Source organism: Caballeronia udeis, assembly GCF_001544555.2.
Taxonomy (GTDB): Bacteria; Pseudomonadota; Gammaproteobacteria; order Burkholderiales; family Burkholderiaceae; genus Caballeronia; species Caballeronia udeis.
In genome coordinates, this window is the sequence record NZ_FCOK02000001.1 from 21,375 (window position 1) to 38,206 (window position 16,832).

Consider the following 16,832-nt stretch of genomic DNA (forward strand, 5'->3'; position numbering starts at 1 on the left):
AGGCATTGCTCACCTCCACATTTTCTCGTGGAGCGCGTGCCGTCAAAGGCGATGCGAACACCTGTGGAGATGGTATATCTAGAGGGTACACGCCCGGCGTGTTAGAGAGACCGTCGAAAATAGCCCCTATTGACACGATCGGCGTGTCAACGGATAGGGTCTCTAACACGGCCGGCGTGTCAATCAGGCGGCTAGTGACACGCCCGGCGTGATAAGCGATGCGTTTTTTAGCAGCAGTTTCGGCCGATCGGCAAACGCGAGATACGGGAACGATTGCAGCGACACATCGAAGTCGTCGTGCGGATCGATCGCAAAAAAAGTTAGCGCGTACCAGCTCGCACGGTTCGGCCGGCGCCCCTTCACAGTCTCGAACAAGAAGCCGGCCGTCATCAGTTCGGCCCGCGCCTTGTCCAGGGTATCGCGAGACTTCCAACCGCGCTTTTCGTGCATATGCGCCCACGTGCAAAGCATCCGGCCGTTGTCGTCCCCTCGATACTGTTCGAGCAGATCCAGCATCAACTTGATCGCGTGCGCGGACAGCGATATGAACGCGGCGCTTTGCAAGACGACCGCCGGCAGCGTATAGAACCGCCCGGACGGTCGCTTGTCCTTGGCGCCCTTGAACCGTCGCTTGGAGTTGCTCATACATTGCGCACTCCCATCTGCGCGGCACGCAGCAGGATGAGAAGTGTGGCCGTCAGATCTGCGACGCGAATCAGGAAAGGAGGCTTCGAATCTGCGTCGCCGCCTGGTGCACATGAACGCAGTGCGAGCACCTCAGAATCGTCAGTTGCGGTCAAAGTGAAGTGGATCATTGGGCGATCTCCCTTTTAATATGGTCGATACGCCGCTGAATGTCTGGTTCGGAGATGTGCTGTAACGTCATGCGACACCTCACGCGGCGGAAGACAACGCTTGGCGAAGATCGCCAACTCGCCATCTGGTTGTACCGCCGTGCTTTTCGGGTTTTGGGAGCAGTCCGGAGGCGGCGCGTCTCCAAATGGTTGGCACGCTGCAGCCGTAGAGTCCGGCCACCACCTTGACGTCGACGAGCGCCGACGCTGGCATAGAGTCAAAAGCAGCAAGTGCCTTGGGTATGGTGGGTTGAATGCCAGCGGAGGCCATGGCAGAACCGTCGTTCTTCATATCGAAATTCCCTTGAGGGAGCTGCACCGCACCGGGACGGCTTGATGCGCGTTGATTCCGATTGAGAATAATTTGGCAGGGTGGGTGTCCCGCAACGTGTCCACGTGCTCTATTTTTGAGATACGGCGAGAACTCCGATGGGCAAGGCTTTGCGGGGAGGTGTCCCGTAGAGGTGCCCCGTTGCGGGACACCTGTTGAGATCGCGCGAAGGCTTATCTTTTCTTGTACTTTTCCTTGTCTTCTACCGAGATCGAGTCGCTCTTGCTGGCCTCAACCCATGCCTTTTTAAACGTGGATTGCGTAAATCCCAGTTCCGCGTCTTTCATTTCTAGACACGCGCTTTCGACCTTCTTCTTTCCGCCGCGCTCTATCGACTTCAGATCGAATCCGAGAGCGGATGCCGCATTGACAATCGCTTTGATTCGGCGGTTCATGAGATCAGCGTCCGCGTCGGCTGACCCTGTCTTCACAGCTTCTGCATGAGGCTTGGAGGTATCAGGCCAAGGCACCGCGAAGTCTTTCGAGCGCGCCCACTGAGCGTAGTACGAAGGCGGGTTGCGGCCTGGATGCTCGCCGCTCTGCCAGAGCGACATCATTTCCCGATATCGCTGGCTGGTATCCCGGACCACCATGCGAACCTTGCGTGCCAAATCGCGCGGAGCAAAGCCCCTCTCGATCAGACTGGTCCAGATCTCGGCGTGAATGCAGCGCCCATCAAGATATTTGATCCTGGCGAACTCCAACAACGGTTTCAACCCGCCCACAAAGCGCGTCGATTCGCCGACCGACGACTCTTCCGGATCAATATTTAGAAGCAACATGAATGCTTCCTCGGGCGCCCATAGATCTCGTCGGAACCATTGTTCAATGACTATAGAGGCGTCGCGAGACACTTCGAGCTGGCGCTCCAGAAACTCGGCTAGCCGATCCGGCGGCAACGTATATACCGTGTCACCGATGACTGTGAAGTTAGGCTTCTCACTCTCGCCCATGTGCTCGACGCCCCTGTACGTGGGCCCTGAACGGGAGCCGTGCCAACGGGTCAGGGAACCCGGTTTCGCCCCGTCGGGCTAGGCGCGGCACACTAATTATGCCTTTCGTAGTAGCGTGGTGATCGAACCTTTGGGAAGCGGCTTGGCAATGAATTTCGCCCAGTCGGTCATAAGTCGCCGCCGGCGCTCCAGGACGTCGCTGCGCCAATAAGCAGCCTCGGTAGAGTCCGCTTTAACGTGCGCAAGTGCGACTTCAGCCAACTCGCGCGGATAGTTCGTGACCTCACCGGCCCAGTCTCGGAAGGTACTTCGGAAGCCATGAGGAACGGCGTCCACGTCCATACGACGGACGAGCATCAGTAAGGTCATATCCGACAACATCTTGCCCCGTGGGCTAGGAAATATCAGGTCGTTATCGTCGTTACAAGGCATCCGTTCGATCAAAGAAAACGCTGCTTGGGACAGCGGCACGCGATGTTCTTTTTTCGCTTTCATGCGCTCGCCTGGTACACGCCACACCTTGGTTTCCCGATCAATTTCATTGAAACGCGCGCCACGCGCCTCCCCAGACCGAGCTACCGTGAGAATCGCAAACTCCAGGCAACGGGCACCCACGGCATCGATCTTTCGAAGATCCGTCATGAAAGTTCCCATCTCAGTGAACGGCAGCGCAGGATGGTTACGGACCTTCTGCACCTTGGATGGCGTGGCAAGGAGGGTCTCAAGATTGCCGCGCCAGGCCGCCGGATTCTCTCCCGAACGATAGCCTTTCACCTTGCTCCAGTTAAGGATCGCCTCGATGCGCCCACGCAGGCGAGAAGCCGTTTCGTTCTTCGTAAGCCAGATCGGGTCGAGGATCTGCATCACATGATCGCGGCCGATGTGGCGCACGTAGAGACGTCCGATGAACGGGTATGCGTAGGTTTCCAGCGTATTGCGCCATTGGTCGCCGTGCTTCGGATTTTTCCATTCCGAAGACTTGACCTCCATGAACTTCTTGGCGGCAGCCTCGAACGTCAGTTCCAGATCCTGGCTTGCTTTAAGACGACTCGCAGCTTCACGGCGCTCAAGGATAGGGTCGACGCCACTTCGGATCTTGTCGCGCTCAAGTTGAGCTTTTATGCGCGCATCGGCAAGAGATATTGCTGGGAAGGCGCCGAGCCCGATCTCGCGCCGGTGGTCGCCGACTTTAACGCGCAAGATCCACGAGCGGGACTTCTCACCGGCCACCTGCAGGTACAGCCCGGCCACCTTGCCGACGGGGTGCATACCGACTTGTGTCAACCGCGAGACTGCCAGCGCTCCCAATTCCTTCGCCACCTTTGGCATACCAGCCTCAATCGAGTGAACCCATCATCGTACCCGCCATCTCTATTGCAATTAGATGATATTGGTTGAACTCGCGTAACACAACAATCTTTGTTGATCCCTTTAAACAAAGGATTCTGTGATTCTTCATGATATTGAGTGATATCGAAAAATGGCGGACACCGCTTCCGCCAAAAACAGCACCCCTGCTTGTCTGCAACCCTCTGTTCAAATTCCCCGCCACGCAAATAGTTCACACAGCCAGTTCGTCCGGCGAGTGGGTTTTCAGCCAATCGGCCAGAACCACGTCAATTCGCGTCTGCCATCCCTCGCCCGACGCGCGAAACGCCTCCACGACCTGCGGCGAAAGCCGAAGCGACAGCGGAATCTTCGTCGGCGCTTTCTGAGGACCGCGAACGCCCGTCTTCGCCCGCAACGATGCGGGTAGCGCAGCGGCACCGCGCTTGAACGTCTTGACGTCCGCAGCCGTCAGCTCGCGTACTTCGCCGCTCTCGTCAATCATGGGCTTACGTGCTGCCATAGCGATTCACCTCTCTCGGATTAGCTTTACGAAAACTGATCACGCGAATTCCATCATGGGTTTCAGTGAAGCAGAGAACATGCAAGCGTTCGTCGAGATACCCCAGCGCGACGTACCTTACTTCGCTGTAAAAACTTACTTCGCTGTAAAAACGCCGATCATCAGAGCCGCTCAACGCTGTCTCGAAATTGAATTCTGCGGCCCGTTCGAACGACAAACTTCGTTCAGCGATGTTGCGGGCGCTTTTATTCACATCGAAGGAGACTTGCATCGATCAGATTGTATATACAAAATTGACTCGGGGCCAGGCTTTTTGTATATACAAAGATCGAAGAGAGGTGCGTCACGCCCGCAATTGCACCCTCACCCCACGTCAGGCTCACCCTCTCCCGGTTTCTTTCCCGGTTTATCGCTTGGGGCCTGCTTGCGGTCCTCGTCGGCGCGCTCGGGCATCTTGCTTGCCTCGTTGTCGCTATGCTCAACGGGCTTCGGTTTCTTCAGGTCAGTGGAATCGTTGGTCATGGTCTTCTCCTTGCGCATCAAAATGCAGTGGATATGCAAAAAGGGTCAGCAAGACCCGGGCCCGCCGCGTATTGTTAAGCATGAGTGCAACGAATTCGTGGAGCCTCGCCCGTCATGACCTCCTGTCTGAAAATCGCACGTCTTGCGCTGACCTTATCGATCGCGACAACCATCGCCGCCTGCACGATCACCCCGCCGCCCAGCGCGCTCGAATCAAAGCCGGCCGCGGCCGTGAGCGGCGCGACGCTCGATCAGTACAAGGTGCGCGTGGCGCAACATATCTTCGAGCGCAATCCATCGCAGGTGCTCAAAGGCACGCCGCAAGCCATGCTGCGCTCGCTCGTCGTGGTCGCGTTCACCGTGGACCGCAACGGCCGTGTGATCCGGTCGTCTGTCTACCGGACCAATGGCGACGACGAAGCCGAAGCCACCGCCCTCGCGTCGCTGCGACGCGCGTCACCATTACCCATACCGCCCGCGCGCCTGCTCGACGGCAACGGCCAGCTCGATCTGTTCGAAGACTGGCTCTTCAACGACAACGGCCAGTTCCAGCTCCGCAGCGTCCATTCGCCGCAGGCGACGACTATCGATTAAATGGAACCTTCGGCGCATTCGTCAATACGGTTTCCTTGCCGGCCGCGGCGCACGGTCGTTATAATTTTCGATACCCGGCGCCGGCCATGCCGGCAAAGCCGTCGCCGTCGCCCATCCAGCGCTTGAGCCGGAACCTGACCGGTCGACTCCGCGACACAATCGCGCAGTCCAACGCCGTTCGTTTTTACCGCCGTACTCCGCCTCGAGCGCCCGACGCCCGTTGCACGTTGCGCATTCAATACAAAGTGTCCCGACGCGCGTTCCCGGACGCGTTCAAGGGGCGAACCGGAGACACCATGTCATCAGCCTCACCATCGGGCTCACCGTTGGGTTCGTTGCCCGCATCGTCCGCAAGCGACGCGAAGATGAGCAGTTCCCGCGTCATCTTCGCGAGTTTTATCGGCACGGCGATCGAGTTCTACGATTTCTATGTCTATGCCACGGCCGCAGCGCTGGTCATCGGCCCGGTCTTTTTCCCGCACAGTTCGCCCGCCGCGCAAGCGTTGTCGGCGTTCGTCACGTTTGGCATCGCGTTCATCGCGCGGCCGATCGGCTCGTTCATCTTCGGCCATTTCGGCGACCGTATCGGGCGGAAATCGACGCTCGTTGCGTCGCTGCTCGTCATGGGCGTGTCGACCACGCTGATCGGCTTCGTTCCCGGCTACGCGTCCATCGGCAGCCTCGCGCCGGTGCTGCTCTGCATCCTGCGCTTCGGCCAGGGCATCGGGCTTGGCGGCGAATGGGGCGGCGCAGCGCTCCTCGCGACCGAATACGCGCCGCAAAACAAGCGCGGCTGGTTCGGCATGTTCCCGCAACTCGGGCCGTCGGTGGGGTTCCTGGCATCGAATGGATTGTTCTTCGGGCTGGCGCTCTCGCTCACCGACGAACAATTCCGCAGTTGGGGCTGGCGTGTCCCGTTCATCGTCAGCGCGGTGCTGGTGGCGCTCGGACTTTATGTGCGCCTGAAAATCGCGGAAACGCCGGCGTTCCGAGAGGCTATCGAGAAAAAAGAACGCGTGCGCGTGCCTATCGCGACGCTGTTCGGCCAATACCTGAAACCCACGCTGCTCGGCGCGATCGCGATGATCGTCTGCTACACGCTGTTCTATATCTCGACAGTCTTCTCACTCTCTTACGGCGTCTCGACGCTGCATTTCACGCGCGAGAAATTCCTCGGCCTGCTGTGCTTCGCGGTGCTTTTCATGGCTATCGCGACACCGATTTCCGCATTGGCCAGCGATAAATTCGGCCGCCGGCCGGTGCTGATCGTGGGTTGTATCGCGGCTATCCTGTCCGGCTTCACCATGGCCCCGCTGCTCGGCAGCGGCAACACGTACGCGGTCGCGCTGTTTCTCACCATCGAACTGTTCCTGATGGGTGTGACTTTCGCCCCGATGGGCGCGCTGTTGCCCGAATTGTTCCCGACCAACGTCCGCTATACCGGTGCGGGTGTCGCATATAACGTGGGTGGCATTCTGGGGGCGTCAGTGGCGCCGTACATCGCCCAATTGCTGGCGAATCGCGGCGGTTTGGCGTGGGTCGGCGCGTACGTGTCGGTCGCCGCGGCAATCAGCCTGCTTGGCGTGCTGTGCATGCGGGAAACGCGGGACATCAAGCTTTCGTAAAGCGCGTAGAGCTATTGCGTGCGGGCGAGGTCTCAGGAGATCGCCTGCACGCGTTGCTTACGGGTTGTTCAAACGGGTTGTTCAAACTCACGCTCTCATCTGTCGCGCCGGTTGGTTGCATGCGCCGGCACTCCCTGGCGTTTCGGCAGCCGCGCCCGCTGCGCTTCCTTGCGGTCGCGCCAGAACGCCGCGAGCCCGATCAGGCTGCCGATCGCGATGGCGTCGCCGGTCAGCCCCGCCATCCACTGGTATTGCCCGAGCGATATGAGCCGCAAGGCGGTATCGATGACCAGCGACATGCAAGCGCCCGCAATGAAACACACCAGCCCCTGCTTGCCAATGTTGACCACGCTCGGCAAGCTCTTCGCCAGCGCCTTGATCCATCCGGCATGCACCGCCTGAGCAAACAGCCACGCGATCACCACAAAACTCACAATGCGCAGGCTGGCCAGGTTCTGCTTCATATATCCGGGCGGCGCCTGGGTCTCCAGGAACAGCTTCGCGAACGCGAAGGTCAGGAACACGACAATCGCCGCGCGCGTCATCCAGCGCGCTGTTTTCGAATCGTGGAATTCGGCGGGGATGGGCTGCACGCGCGCGAGGATGCCGAGCGCAAACATCAGTTGCCACGCGAACGGGTTGAACGACCACCCTTCCGCATAAGCCGACGGCAGCCACTGCGCGAGCGACGACGCGAAAAGCCATACGCCGAGACTGCCGAACAACACGACAACCGGCTTACGTTCGGCCAAAGGCACCACGAACGGTACGGCGAGCGCGTACATGGCGTACATGGGCAACACCGCCGACAAATACGGCTGATGCCGCAACGTCGCGACATCAAACGTCAGCCCCAGCGGCCGGGCCAGGAACGACGGCCATTCGGTGATCTGCATCATCGGGGTGTCGATTCGCAGCCACATCAGCAGCGCCCCGCCCAGCAGCATCATCACCGCCGTGAAGAGATATGCGCGATAGATCTCCCAGCTGCGCTTCAGGAAGCGCCGGCACGCGGCCCCGGGACTGCGGTTCGCTGCGAGCGTTGTATAAGCGGCCGCCGATGCATACCCACCCAGGAACACGAAAACCTCTGCGGAATCGCAGAACGCGTAACTATGGAGTGTAAATCTGGATAAGACGCTTCCCGAAATATGATCGACGGCAATCACCAGCAGCACGACTCCCCGGAAGAAATCCACTTCCAGAGAACGGCGATTCGGGGAATTCATAAATGCGGCTCCGTGGATAAAGCTTGCCCTGCACGGGAAAACACCAATTCGGGTTAGTACGGACAGCGCCCGGAAAATTCCCATCAGATCATTAGATAAATGCAACGACCGGGCCTTTGCGTATTTTTGTGCAAATTGCGTACCGGCACGTGCTGTCTATACTCAACAAACACTCAGCACAGACTGAACATTCGTGAGGCCGGCGTCATGCGCATTCATCTCCAAAGTGCTGATGTTGTTGCGATAATCGCCATCGCACTTTTTACCGCACTCATGCTGGCCGTGCGTTTCCGGACCACCAGCTGGCGCGGAATCGTGCTGCAGGCGCTGATTGCAAATGCCGGCGCCATTGCCGCCGTGGTTGCTTTCGAAGTAATGACAACCTGATCTTCAGTAAGCGCTTCACGTCCCGACTAATACAGTAATTGATAAAACTTTCAATTCCCCTGGACCCTCGCTGAAACGTTTGCGCGTCATTCAAAAACCTGAACAAAATATTACTTGTTAATTACGTCCTTCTCTCCGCTCTCGCCACCCCGACGAGAGTGTTTTCGGGGCGCCGGCTCATAGCTGCGCCCCGTTTTCTTTTTCAAAATGCATTACCCGGCACCAATCGGCTCGATTATTGAGACAGATCGGTATAATCACCGCTTTGCCGACAGCCGGTCGCATGGCTCACCGCACATGATTCGCGCGTTACGCTCTCTCCCCCGATTTACTTTTCGACGTGCGCGCAGCCTCTGGTACCGCTACGGCATCTTCTGGGTCGGCGCAGTCGCCGTCGGGCTGGTTGCGGTGCTGTACGCGAAGCTCATCGACTGGGGCTATAACGCGTTTCGCGCGGTTCAGCACGAGCATGTCTGGTTGCCGCTGATCCTGACGCCGGCGGTGGCTGCGTTATCCGTCTGGCTCACGCGAAAGTTCTTTCGCGGCTCGGAAGGCAGCGGCATTCCACAGGTCATCGCCGTATTGCACAGTCCGCCGGGACTGGGGACCCGGCTGCTGTCGCCAGCCATCCTGATCGCCAAGATGGGGATCTCGTTTATTGCGATCCTCGGAGGTTTCACGATTGGCCGTGAAGGTCCTACCGTGCAGGTCGGCGCGGCGCTGATGTACAACCTGCGGCGGCTGTTCCCGCGCTCGAACGCCCGCATTGAACGGCAGCTTGTGCTCGCGGGTGCGGCGGCGGGGTTATCGGCGGCGTTCAACACACCGCTTGCCGGTATTGTGTTCGCGATCGAAGAACTGACGCGCAGCTTTGAAGCGCGCACGAGCGGCGTGCTGATCACGGCCATCATCCTCGCCGGTATCGTCGCGCTCGGGCTTAACGGCAACTACACCTATTTCGGCACCATCGAGATCGGTGCGCATTTCCCTGACCTGTTGGCGGTCGCGGTGCTGCTCACGGCTATCGTGACGGGTATCGCGGGGGGCGTGTTCTGCTGGTTGCTGCTCAATACATCCAAATGGATTCCGGCACGTTTGCGCGAGATGCACGCGACTCGCCCCGTTGCATTCGCCACGCTCTGCGGATTGATCATCGCCGTGGTCGGGCTCGTGTCGGGCGGGACGACCTTCGGCAGCGGTTATGCAGAAGCGCGCGGCCTGCTCGAAGGCCATGAGCAGCTCTCGCTGTTCTATCCGCTGCTCAAGATGGCCTCGATGATCGGCTCGTATCTGCCGGGCATCCCGGGCGGGATCTTCGCACCGTCGCTGTCGATCGGCGCCGGGTTCGGCAACGTGCTGCACATGGTCTTCAGCCACATGCAGTTGTCGATGCTGATTGCGCTCGGCATGGTCGGTTATCTTGCGGCTGTCACGCAGTCGCCGATCATGTCGTTCGTGATCGTGATGGAAATGATCAACGGCCATGCGCTCGTGATTTCGCTCATGGCAACCGCCCTGATTGCGAGCCGCGTGTCGCGCTTCTTCTCACCGCCGCTGTACGAAGCGTTGGCTGAGCGCTATATGACGCCACTGCCCTTGCCTGTGCCCCGGGCATCGCCGGAAGTGCCGGAGACGCCTACCGAGGATGCCGAGGCCAGAGAGCCTGTCACCAAATAGAGCTCCGGCCGGCCTTAATAAACGTAGACGCGCGGCACCGGATGATAAGCATACGGATGCGCCGGCACGACGATACAGCCACCCAGCAAGCTTGCGAGCAAGCCGATAATCAACAGTTTGGTTTTCATGTGGAACTCCGGCAACGGGTTCATCGGTTTCGGGCGGCGCTTAAGCGGCCGCCCGTGAAGCTAACGGGGTGTCGCAGCTATCAAGCGCGGAGTGCGGGCGGGTCAGGCGTCAGGCGTCAGGCCCAGTGTCCGGGCATCCAGCGCCATGCACCTTCGCGTGCGATCCAGTGCCCCGGTACCCAGTGATACCCCACGCGTTCGACTTCCCAGTGCCCCGGATTCCACATGTATTGACCGTGTTCCCAGCGCCAGTGACCGCGATCCCACACATAACCGACACGAGCCGGCGGAACGGATTCCACGCGTACGGGCGGCGGCGCATTCGGCGCCACGATGATGACCTCAGCCGACGCACTTCCTGCGACAGCCGCGATGCCGGCCACAACAATAGCCGCCTGGGCAATGAACAAACGTATTTTCATGATCGGCCTCTTGAGTTGGTCGCCTCGTATCGGCGATACCCAATCAATGCGCGAGGACACGGATCAGCCGACAGCGCCCGTGTAACGGCGATGGCTAATCTGCAACGGAATATTGATGTAAGTCGCTTGTGCGGCTTAAAGGTGCGAACGCACTTGTGGAAATGAAAAAGCCGGAATCGAATGATTCCGGCCTTCGGATGCTGCGCGCCAGGGCAATACCTCAGCGCTGGTTCAAACCGTCATCCACCGTCAAACCGATGGAATTTCGATCTTCACTTCGAGTACTTCGAGATCGTCCTGACGTTCGAGGCTAACCCGGATATCGTCACTGGAAATCTTCACGTACTTGGAAATCACGGCAACGAGTTCTCGTTGCAACGCCGGCAGATAATCGGCGGGTGCATGTCCGCCCGCTCGCTCGTGCGCGATGATCAACTGCAAGCGTTCCTTCGCGACCGAAGCGGACTTCTTTTTCTCGCCCAGCAAAAACGAAAGAATCGACATTGCGTCCCCTTACTTGTTGCCGAAGATGCGTTGCAACAGACCTGGCTTCTGATAGTCGGTGAAGCGCAGGGACTTTTCTTCGCCGAGAAAGCGCGAAACGATGTCCTTGTAGGCTTCAGCCACATCAGTGCCATCGAGGTGCACGGCCGGCAGACCTTGATTGGACGCATGCAGCACGGCTTCCGATTCAGGGATCACGCCGATCAGTTCGATCCGCAGGATCTCCTGGATGTCGGTCAGCGACAGCATCTCGCCTTCGCTCACACGCTTCGGGTTGTAGCGCGTGATCAGCAGATGTTCCTTGATAGGCTCTTTACCTTCTATAGCCCGCTTCGTCTTCGACGAAAGAATGCCGAGAATGCGGTCCGAATCGCGCACGGACGACACTTCCGGGTTCGTCACGATCAGCGCTTCGTCGGCGAAATGCATGGCCAGCAACGCGCCCGATTCAATCCCCGCCGGCGAGTCGCAGACGATGTATTCGAAGTCCATCGCAATCAGGTCGTTGATGATCTTCTCAACGCCGTCTTGCGTGAGCGCGTCTTTATCGCGCGTCTGCGAGGCCGGCAGGATGAACAGGTTCTCGCACTTCTTGTCCTTGATCAGCGCCTGGTTGAGGTTCGCTTCACCCTGGATCACGTTGATGAGGTCGTACACCACGCGGCGTTCGCAGCCCATGATGAGATCGAGATTGCGCAGGCCGACATCGAAGTCGATAACAGCCGTTTTATGCCCGCGCAACGCGAGGGCCGATGCGAAGCTCGCGCTGGTGGTCGTCTTGCCGACGCCGCCCTTGCCCGAAGTCACCACAATGATTTTTGCCATTCCTGTACCTTGTGTTCGTCAATTAAATCCGCTTGCGTCCTGTCCGAGAGCGCGCCGTCCCCATCAGGCGCGCCTGGCTGATTCGTCTCAGGCCTCTCAGGTCAGCCGCAGCGGTTCGATCATCAGTTTTTCTTCGTCGAGCCAGATCTGCACCGACTTGCCCAGGACATCGGGGGCGAGCGGTGTTTCCATCGTCCTGTAGATGCCGGCAATAGAGATCAGTTCCGGCTCCAGACACGTGCAGAAAATGCGCGCGTCGAGGTTGCCGTGCACGCCCGCGAGCGCCCGGCCGCGCAACGGCGCATAGATATGAATGTTGCCTTCCGCGATCACTTCCGCGCCGTAGCTCACGAGCCCCAGCACGACCAGATCGCCCTTCGCATAGACCTGCTGGCCCGAACGCAACGGCCGGTCGATGATGGTCGTCTTCGGCACCGGCGCGCTGGGCGCAGGCGTTTGCGCCACGGCCGCTTCGATCACGGCAGCCGCCTCGGTGTTCTCGACGCCCGCATCCACCGACGGCTTTGGCGCACCGCGCCGGTCGCGCGCCTCGAGCAAGGGCAGCCCCCCGCCTTCGGACGCCCATGCCTGGTCCGCCGACGCGACTACACCGATCGGGCGCATGCGTACGCTGTCGAGCAACGCCGCGAGCTCGCCAATCGATATACGCTCGTCGGCAGCCATACGGCGCACGTCGATGGCGACGGTATCGTTCGCGAAAAACTCGGGAGTCGCTTCGAAGCGCCGCGTGAGTTCCGTACGCAGCGCGTCGAGGTCGGTAGTCTTGACGACAAACAGAAGCGTGTCGACAGAGCCGCTGCGCAATTCGAAAAAGGGCGTTTTTTTGAGCGACATAGGTAAAGCCAAAAAGTTTGCGTATTTTACAGGCGTGAGGCAAGCAAACGGAATATTTCAGATTGCCGCCCGAACGCGGGCAGCATGATGTGACACGAGATAGGCGAGACAGGGAACGGCAAGATGAGCCGGGACGGACAAGCCACGCGAGCCGTGACCAATCCAGCCGCGACGAAAGCTGGCGGATCGGATGCTCAGGTCATACGCTCAGGTCACGTGATCACTCACGCGGCGCACGAGCAGCGTTTCATATTCTTCGGGATGTGCCGGAATCCGGCGGCGTTCACCGGTCGGGCCGAAGCCCAGACGCTCGTAGAAACGCATGGCGTTGCGGTTTTCGTCAGCGACCCAGGCGAAGACGTCGTGCACACGCCGCTCCGCGAGCCACTGCGTGGCGGCATTCACGAGCAGCTCGCCGCCGCGCAGATGCCGCACTGCCGGCGCGACCCACAACGCATAGACGAATGCGCGCGGTGCCGGCGCTTCATCGATAAACGCGCCAACCAAGCCCGCTGGATGACCTTCGGTATAGAGGATAAACGACGCGGTGGCCGGAGAATTCGCGTGGCGGTCGGCCGTTTCGTCGAAGCTCGCGACATCGGCGGACAAGGCCTCCTCCAGCGTCTCACCAAACGCATAAGGCGCCTCGCGCAATGAGGCCGTGCGAAGCTCGCGCAGGACTGCACCTTGATGCGCGGTGATCCTGCGAACAGTTAGTGAAGGACTCATGCGGGTGTTTTTCTCTCAAGCTTTCACAAGCTTCTTAAGCTTTCTTAAGCCGGCTTGGTCTGTTTAATAGCTTCAACCGAACAGGCGAACGAGTCAAATCATTATTGCAGTCGATGCGCGAAGTGCCCTTCCCGTGGGTCTCTCAGCCCACCACCTCGCTTGGGTCTCATGGTGCTTCAGCACCTCCCCATGCAGCTTTATGGTGCCTCGTATTCGCCCGTGCCTTCCGGCCAGGGCGTGAGCAATTCAAAGCCGTTGTCGGTCACCACGACCATGTGTTCCCATTGCGCGGACAGTGACCGGTCCTTCGTCGTCACGGTCCAGCCGTCACGCGATTGCTGCGTTGCAGCGCGACCCGCATTGACCATGGGTTCGATCGTGAAAACCAGCCCGGGCTTCAAACGCAATCCGGCTCCCGGTTGCCCGTAATGCAGCACTTGCGGATCCTCGTGATACACCCGCCCAATGCCATGCCCGCAATACTCGCGCACGATCGAATAGCCTTCACGATTCGCCACGTTCTGGATCGCATAACCGACATCACCGAGCGTCGCGCCCGGACGCACTGCGCGAATGCCGGCGACCATGGCTTCATACGTCGTGTCGCACAGCCGCCGGGCTTCGCGGCTCGGAGTGCCCGCGTAGTACATGCGGCTGGTATCGCCGAAATAACCGTCCTTGATGACCGCGACGTCAATGTTGACGATGTCGCCGTCCTTCAGCGCCCGAGGGCTCGGAATCCCGTGACAGACCACGTGATTCACCGACGTGCAAATGGTCTTGGTGAAACCCATGTAGCCCACGTTCGCCGGAATCGCCTTCAGCTCTTCGACAATGAAGCGGTTGCAGATGGTGTCCAACTCTTCCGTGGTGATGCCGGGCTGCACATGCTCGCCGATCATCTTGAGCACTTCTGCGGCCAAACGCCCGGAAATACGCAGTTTTTCGATGTCGGCAGGCGACTTGAGTGTGATGGCCATGGAGCGTAGGTGTGTCGGCGCGCGATGTCGATAGTTCGCTGGCGCATTAATTCAGGATGCCGGCGATGATAGCATCGCGCGCTTTTCTCCTCTTTTTTCGGTCTTTTTCCGATGCCTGGTTCGATTGCCTTGCGGCCATGCGACGTCATGCTTTAGGCTTGATCCAGGTTGATTCGGTTTGCACGCGCGGGGCGTTTTGGCCCCTGATTTGCGGCCTGTTTCTCTTCTTTCGTTACCTGGTTTCTGCTGACTTCTACTGACGCCCATTGCTTATGCTTCCTCGCCGAGTTGTCCCGTTCACCTCCTTGCTCGTGTCCTTGGCCGGGTCTGTACTTGCCCTTGCCGCATGCAGTTCAGCGAGTGTCCCTGAACTTCGCGCTTCGAGTCCGGTGATCTACGTGTCGTCGCACCGCCAGCCCCCTGACGTGCTGAATTGCCTTGAGGACAAACTGCCCTCGGTATCCACGTCGAAGCTGGGCAGCGCCTCGGAATTGCTGGTTGGGCCGAACGCGTGGCTGGTTACGCTCACACCATCGCAATATGGGTCAACGGTGAAGGTGCAAAAGTCTTCGGAAGATTACGGCGGATTGTCCGAACCCGAAATGCGCTTCGATATAGCGCGCTGCACGACTTGAATTCGATTCACATCAACCAAATAAAATCCCCGAAAGATAAATAATCTTCCGGGGATTTTTAAAATTGACTCTGAATTTATAAAACTATCAAAAGTAGTAGTGAACACCGACTGTCATGCTGTCATTGCGGCGTTTGGTTCCGTCATGGCTGCTTGAATCAGCGGTCCATTCGGCTGCGACGCTGAATTGCTTCAGGAATTTATATTCAACGCCCAAACCGCCATGAAGCCGCGCATTAGGCCAGGTTCCCGTCATGCCTAAACGTGCGTAGGGCATGATCATATTGAATGGCATGCCGACCTTGAGGTCCACGCCGCCGTCCTTGTAGGTGGTCGAACCGTGGTGGAAGTCGGCGAACACTTCTGCGCCGATCATGAACTGCTTTACATCGAACCCGTAGCCCGCAGTCAGACCCGGGAAAGCCGTGGCGTGGGACTTGACATTGACGACGCCGGACGCGTCAGACCAGTTCTCTCCCACCTTGACGCCGGCGTAGGGGCCTGCGAACTCGCTTGCTTGAGAACACGAAATGCCGGTCAGGACGATGACCAGTGCGGCAAAAAATTTCTTTAAGTTGGACATGGGAATTGATACGTAAAATTAAATCAAGAAGCAACGTTAATTGCCACAGTCGTGCACATTCATCGTGAATATGACTTCACGAATTCTTTCATCGATCTGAATCTCGCAACGATGCGAAAGATTAAATTACAAGGATGCGCAACACCAATCGGAGCGCTCCTAATTACCTTTTTGGCGGTATTATTTATAAGCTTTTCTTCAAAACAGCTCAAAAGCAAGAATGCTTCGATGTTTTTGTTATTTATTTGCAACAACGATTAATGACATGTCTGCGTGGTTAATTTAATGAAATGCAACGAATTAACGATTTGAATCGCATATTGATATAACGGCGAACAGCGCAAGGATCAATAAGTGAAATCGCATTTTCGTTTCACGGAACGCTTCGCGTTTGCCTGGACGTTCACGTCGCGCCCGCCATCGGGTTCTCACAACGGAAGTACATGCATGAACCGCCTCGCTCTCAATGCCCGCGGAAGCTTGCTGGCGACAGCCGTGGCCTCTGGATCGCTTTACTTCATGGTAGAAGCACACGCTGCTGACCCGGCCACCCCTCCGCCCGCGGACAAGCCGGTCTCGCTGTCCGTGGCGCCTGTCCATGTGTATCGGCCGCCCTCTGTTATCGGGACGTCGCAGCCGGCGTCCGACCCGAAGCCCGCATCCGGTGCCGATGACTGGTCGAGCCGGCAGACACCGAGTATTGAGAAGCCGGACAACTGGGCCTGCCGGACATCGAACAATCTGGCGCGAAGTTCAGCCGGCAGGAATCCGGACGGCAAGTCGACCTTCGACATAGAGCGTTTGCTGCCGAAGTGCTGAGATGGGAACGCGTGCGGCGCTGTACATGAGCGTGGCGCCTAAGCCGCAGACCTTGAGAGACTTTCCAGTCTGCGCCAGAACGGCAAAACCCCCGCTGATCTTCCGATCAGCGGGGGTTTTTGTATTTGGCGGAAAGGGTGAGATTCGAACTCACGGTACCCCTAAAGGTACACTGGATTTCGAGTCCAGCGCATTCGACCACTCTGCCACCTTTCCATTTACTGCAACCGCTTTGCTGCTTGTAACCAGCTCTTTGCGGCCTTCGCTGAGCGGGTCGGTGCTCAGCGAAGAGAAAGATTATAGACGACTCGGAATCGATTTCCAACCCCTTT

Annotated in this window: 21 protein-coding genes and 1 tRNA gene; 6 read left to right on the forward strand and 16 right to left on the reverse strand. The window is 58.5% G+C overall.

Annotated features, from left to right (window positions below; genetic code table 11):
* Nucleotides 1-183: 183 nt before the first annotated feature.
* From AWB69_RS00140 to AWB69_RS48540, 7 genes are all read right to left on the reverse strand, one after another.
* Nucleotides 184-645 carry a hypothetical protein gene (locus AWB69_RS00140; protein ID WP_062080845.1) on the reverse strand — a complete coding sequence of 154 codons (462 nt, stop codon included), beginning with the start codon at nt 643-645 and terminating at the stop codon, nt 184-186.
* Complete coding sequence (locus AWB69_RS49120) at nt 642-815, reverse strand: hypothetical protein (protein WP_231936937.1); 174 nt, start codon at nt 813-815, stop codon at nt 642-644. The genes AWB69_RS00140 and AWB69_RS49120 overlap by 4 nt, the downstream gene beginning before the upstream one ends.
* A gap of 543 nt (nt 816-1,358) precedes the next feature.
* Nucleotides 1,359-2,138: a hypothetical protein gene (locus tag AWB69_RS00150; RefSeq protein ID WP_062080847.1), complete on the reverse strand. Its 780-nt coding sequence runs from the start codon at nt 2,136-2,138 to the stop codon at nt 1,359-1,361.
* A 96-nt stretch (nt 2,139-2,234) separates the two neighbouring features.
* Nucleotides 2,235-3,467, reverse strand: coding sequence for a tyrosine-type recombinase/integrase (locus AWB69_RS00155; protein WP_062080849.1), 1,233 nt, complete (start codon nt 3,465-3,467; stop codon nt 2,235-2,237).
* A gap of 232 nt (nt 3,468-3,699) precedes the next feature.
* Complete coding sequence (locus tag AWB69_RS00160) at nt 3,700-3,987, reverse strand: BrnA antitoxin family protein (RefSeq protein WP_062080851.1); 288 nt, start codon at nt 3,985-3,987, stop codon at nt 3,700-3,702.
* The gene (locus tag AWB69_RS00165; protein WP_062080853.1) at nt 3,974-4,258 is read right to left on the reverse strand and encodes a BrnT family toxin; all 285 of its coding nucleotides are present in this window, start codon (nt 4,256-4,258) and stop codon (nt 3,974-3,976) included. The genes AWB69_RS00160 and AWB69_RS00165 overlap by 14 nt, the downstream gene beginning before the upstream one ends.
* Nucleotides 4,259-4,350: 92 nt before the next feature.
* Nucleotides 4,351-4,509: a hypothetical protein gene (locus AWB69_RS48540; RefSeq protein WP_197500150.1), complete on the reverse strand. Its 159-nt coding sequence runs from the start codon at nt 4,507-4,509 to the stop codon at nt 4,351-4,353.
* A gap of 114 nt (nt 4,510-4,623) precedes the next feature.
* On the opposite strand from AWB69_RS48540, the gene AWB69_RS00170 reads away from it, so the two are divergent.
* Both AWB69_RS00170 and AWB69_RS00175 read left to right on the forward strand, forming a co-directional pair.
* Nucleotides 4,624-5,103, forward strand: coding sequence for an energy transducer TonB family protein (locus tag AWB69_RS00170; protein WP_062080855.1), 480 nt, complete (start codon nt 4,624-4,626; stop codon nt 5,101-5,103).
* Nucleotides 5,104-5,468: 365 nt separating this feature from the next.
* On the forward strand, nt 5,469-6,728 hold the full coding sequence (locus AWB69_RS00175; protein ID WP_231936942.1) for an MFS transporter: 1,260 nt from the start codon (nt 5,469-5,471) through the stop codon (nt 6,726-6,728).
* Nucleotides 6,729-6,823: 95 nt separating this feature from the next.
* Here the strand turns inward: AWB69_RS00175 and AWB69_RS00180 are convergent, their stop codons facing one another.
* The gene (locus AWB69_RS00180; RefSeq protein ID WP_062080857.1) at nt 6,824-7,957 is read right to left on the reverse strand and encodes an OpgC domain-containing protein; all 1,134 of its coding nucleotides are present in this window, start codon (nt 7,955-7,957) and stop codon (nt 6,824-6,826) included.
* Nucleotides 7,958-8,164: 207 nt separating this feature from the next.
* Here AWB69_RS00180 and AWB69_RS00185 point away from each other — a divergent pair, with 207 nt between their 5' ends.
* Together AWB69_RS00185 and AWB69_RS00190 are read left to right on the forward strand one after the other, a co-directional pair.
* The gene (locus tag AWB69_RS00185) at nt 8,165-8,344 is read left to right on the forward strand and encodes a hypothetical protein (RefSeq protein WP_062080859.1); all 180 of its coding nucleotides are present in this window, start codon (nt 8,165-8,167) and stop codon (nt 8,342-8,344) included.
* Between the two features lie 297 nt (nt 8,345-8,641).
* Nucleotides 8,642-10,021 carry a chloride channel protein gene (locus tag AWB69_RS00190; protein ID WP_062080861.1) on the forward strand — a complete coding sequence of 460 codons (1,380 nt, stop codon included), beginning with the start codon at nt 8,642-8,644 and terminating at the stop codon, nt 10,019-10,021.
* 244 nt (nt 10,022-10,265) lie between these two features.
* On the opposite strand, the gene AWB69_RS00195 is transcribed toward AWB69_RS00190, so the two are convergent.
* From AWB69_RS00195 to map, 6 genes are all read right to left on the reverse strand, one after another.
* Nucleotides 10,266-10,571, reverse strand: coding sequence for a YXWGXW repeat-containing protein (locus tag AWB69_RS00195; protein WP_062080863.1), 306 nt, complete (start codon nt 10,569-10,571; stop codon nt 10,266-10,268).
* Nucleotides 10,572-10,820: 249 nt separating this feature from the next.
* Entirely contained in the window at nt 10,821-11,075 is a 255-nt protein-coding gene (minE, locus tag AWB69_RS00200) for a cell division topological specificity factor MinE (protein ID WP_031359136.1), read from the reverse strand.
* 9 nt (nt 11,076-11,084) lie between these two features.
* Nucleotides 11,085-11,900 carry a septum site-determining protein MinD gene (gene minD / locus AWB69_RS00205; protein ID WP_031359135.1) on the reverse strand — a complete coding sequence of 272 codons (816 nt, stop codon included), beginning with the start codon at nt 11,898-11,900 and terminating at the stop codon, nt 11,085-11,087.
* 96 nt (nt 11,901-11,996) lie between these two features.
* Nucleotides 11,997-12,755, reverse strand: coding sequence for a septum site-determining protein MinC (minC, locus tag AWB69_RS00210; RefSeq protein ID WP_062080865.1), 759 nt, complete (start codon nt 12,753-12,755; stop codon nt 11,997-11,999).
* Nucleotides 12,756-12,962: 207 nt separating this feature from the next.
* Nucleotides 12,963-13,484: a GNAT family N-acetyltransferase gene (locus tag AWB69_RS00215; RefSeq protein WP_062080868.1), complete on the reverse strand. Its 522-nt coding sequence runs from the start codon at nt 13,482-13,484 to the stop codon at nt 12,963-12,965.
* 197 nt (nt 13,485-13,681) lie between these two features.
* Nucleotides 13,682-14,464 (reverse strand): type I methionyl aminopeptidase, encoded by a 783-nt coding sequence (gene map / locus AWB69_RS00220; RefSeq protein WP_062080870.1) that lies wholly within the window; start codon nt 14,462-14,464, stop codon nt 13,682-13,684.
* A gap of 398 nt (nt 14,465-14,862) precedes the next feature.
* On the opposite strand from map, the gene AWB69_RS00230 reads away from it, so the two are divergent.
* Nucleotides 14,863-15,099, forward strand: a complete 237-nt coding sequence (locus AWB69_RS00230; RefSeq protein WP_231936938.1) for a hypothetical protein — start codon at nt 14,863-14,865, stop codon at nt 15,097-15,099.
* Between the two features lie 87 nt (nt 15,100-15,186).
* Here AWB69_RS00230 and AWB69_RS00235 read toward each other — a convergent pair whose 3' ends face one another.
* Complete coding sequence (locus AWB69_RS00235) at nt 15,187-15,681, reverse strand: outer membrane beta-barrel protein (protein WP_062080876.1); 495 nt, start codon at nt 15,679-15,681, stop codon at nt 15,187-15,189.
* A gap of 447 nt (nt 15,682-16,128) precedes the next feature.
* Here AWB69_RS00235 and AWB69_RS00240 point away from each other — a divergent pair, with 447 nt between their 5' ends.
* Nucleotides 16,129-16,500, forward strand: a complete 372-nt coding sequence (locus AWB69_RS00240) for a hypothetical protein (protein ID WP_156528693.1) — start codon at nt 16,129-16,131, stop codon at nt 16,498-16,500.
* Between the two features lie 126 nt (nt 16,501-16,626).
* On the opposite strand, the gene AWB69_RS00245 is transcribed toward AWB69_RS00240, so the two are convergent.
* Nucleotides 16,627-16,716, reverse strand: a tRNA-Ser gene (locus AWB69_RS00245).
* Nucleotides 16,717-16,832: the final 116 nt, after the last annotated feature.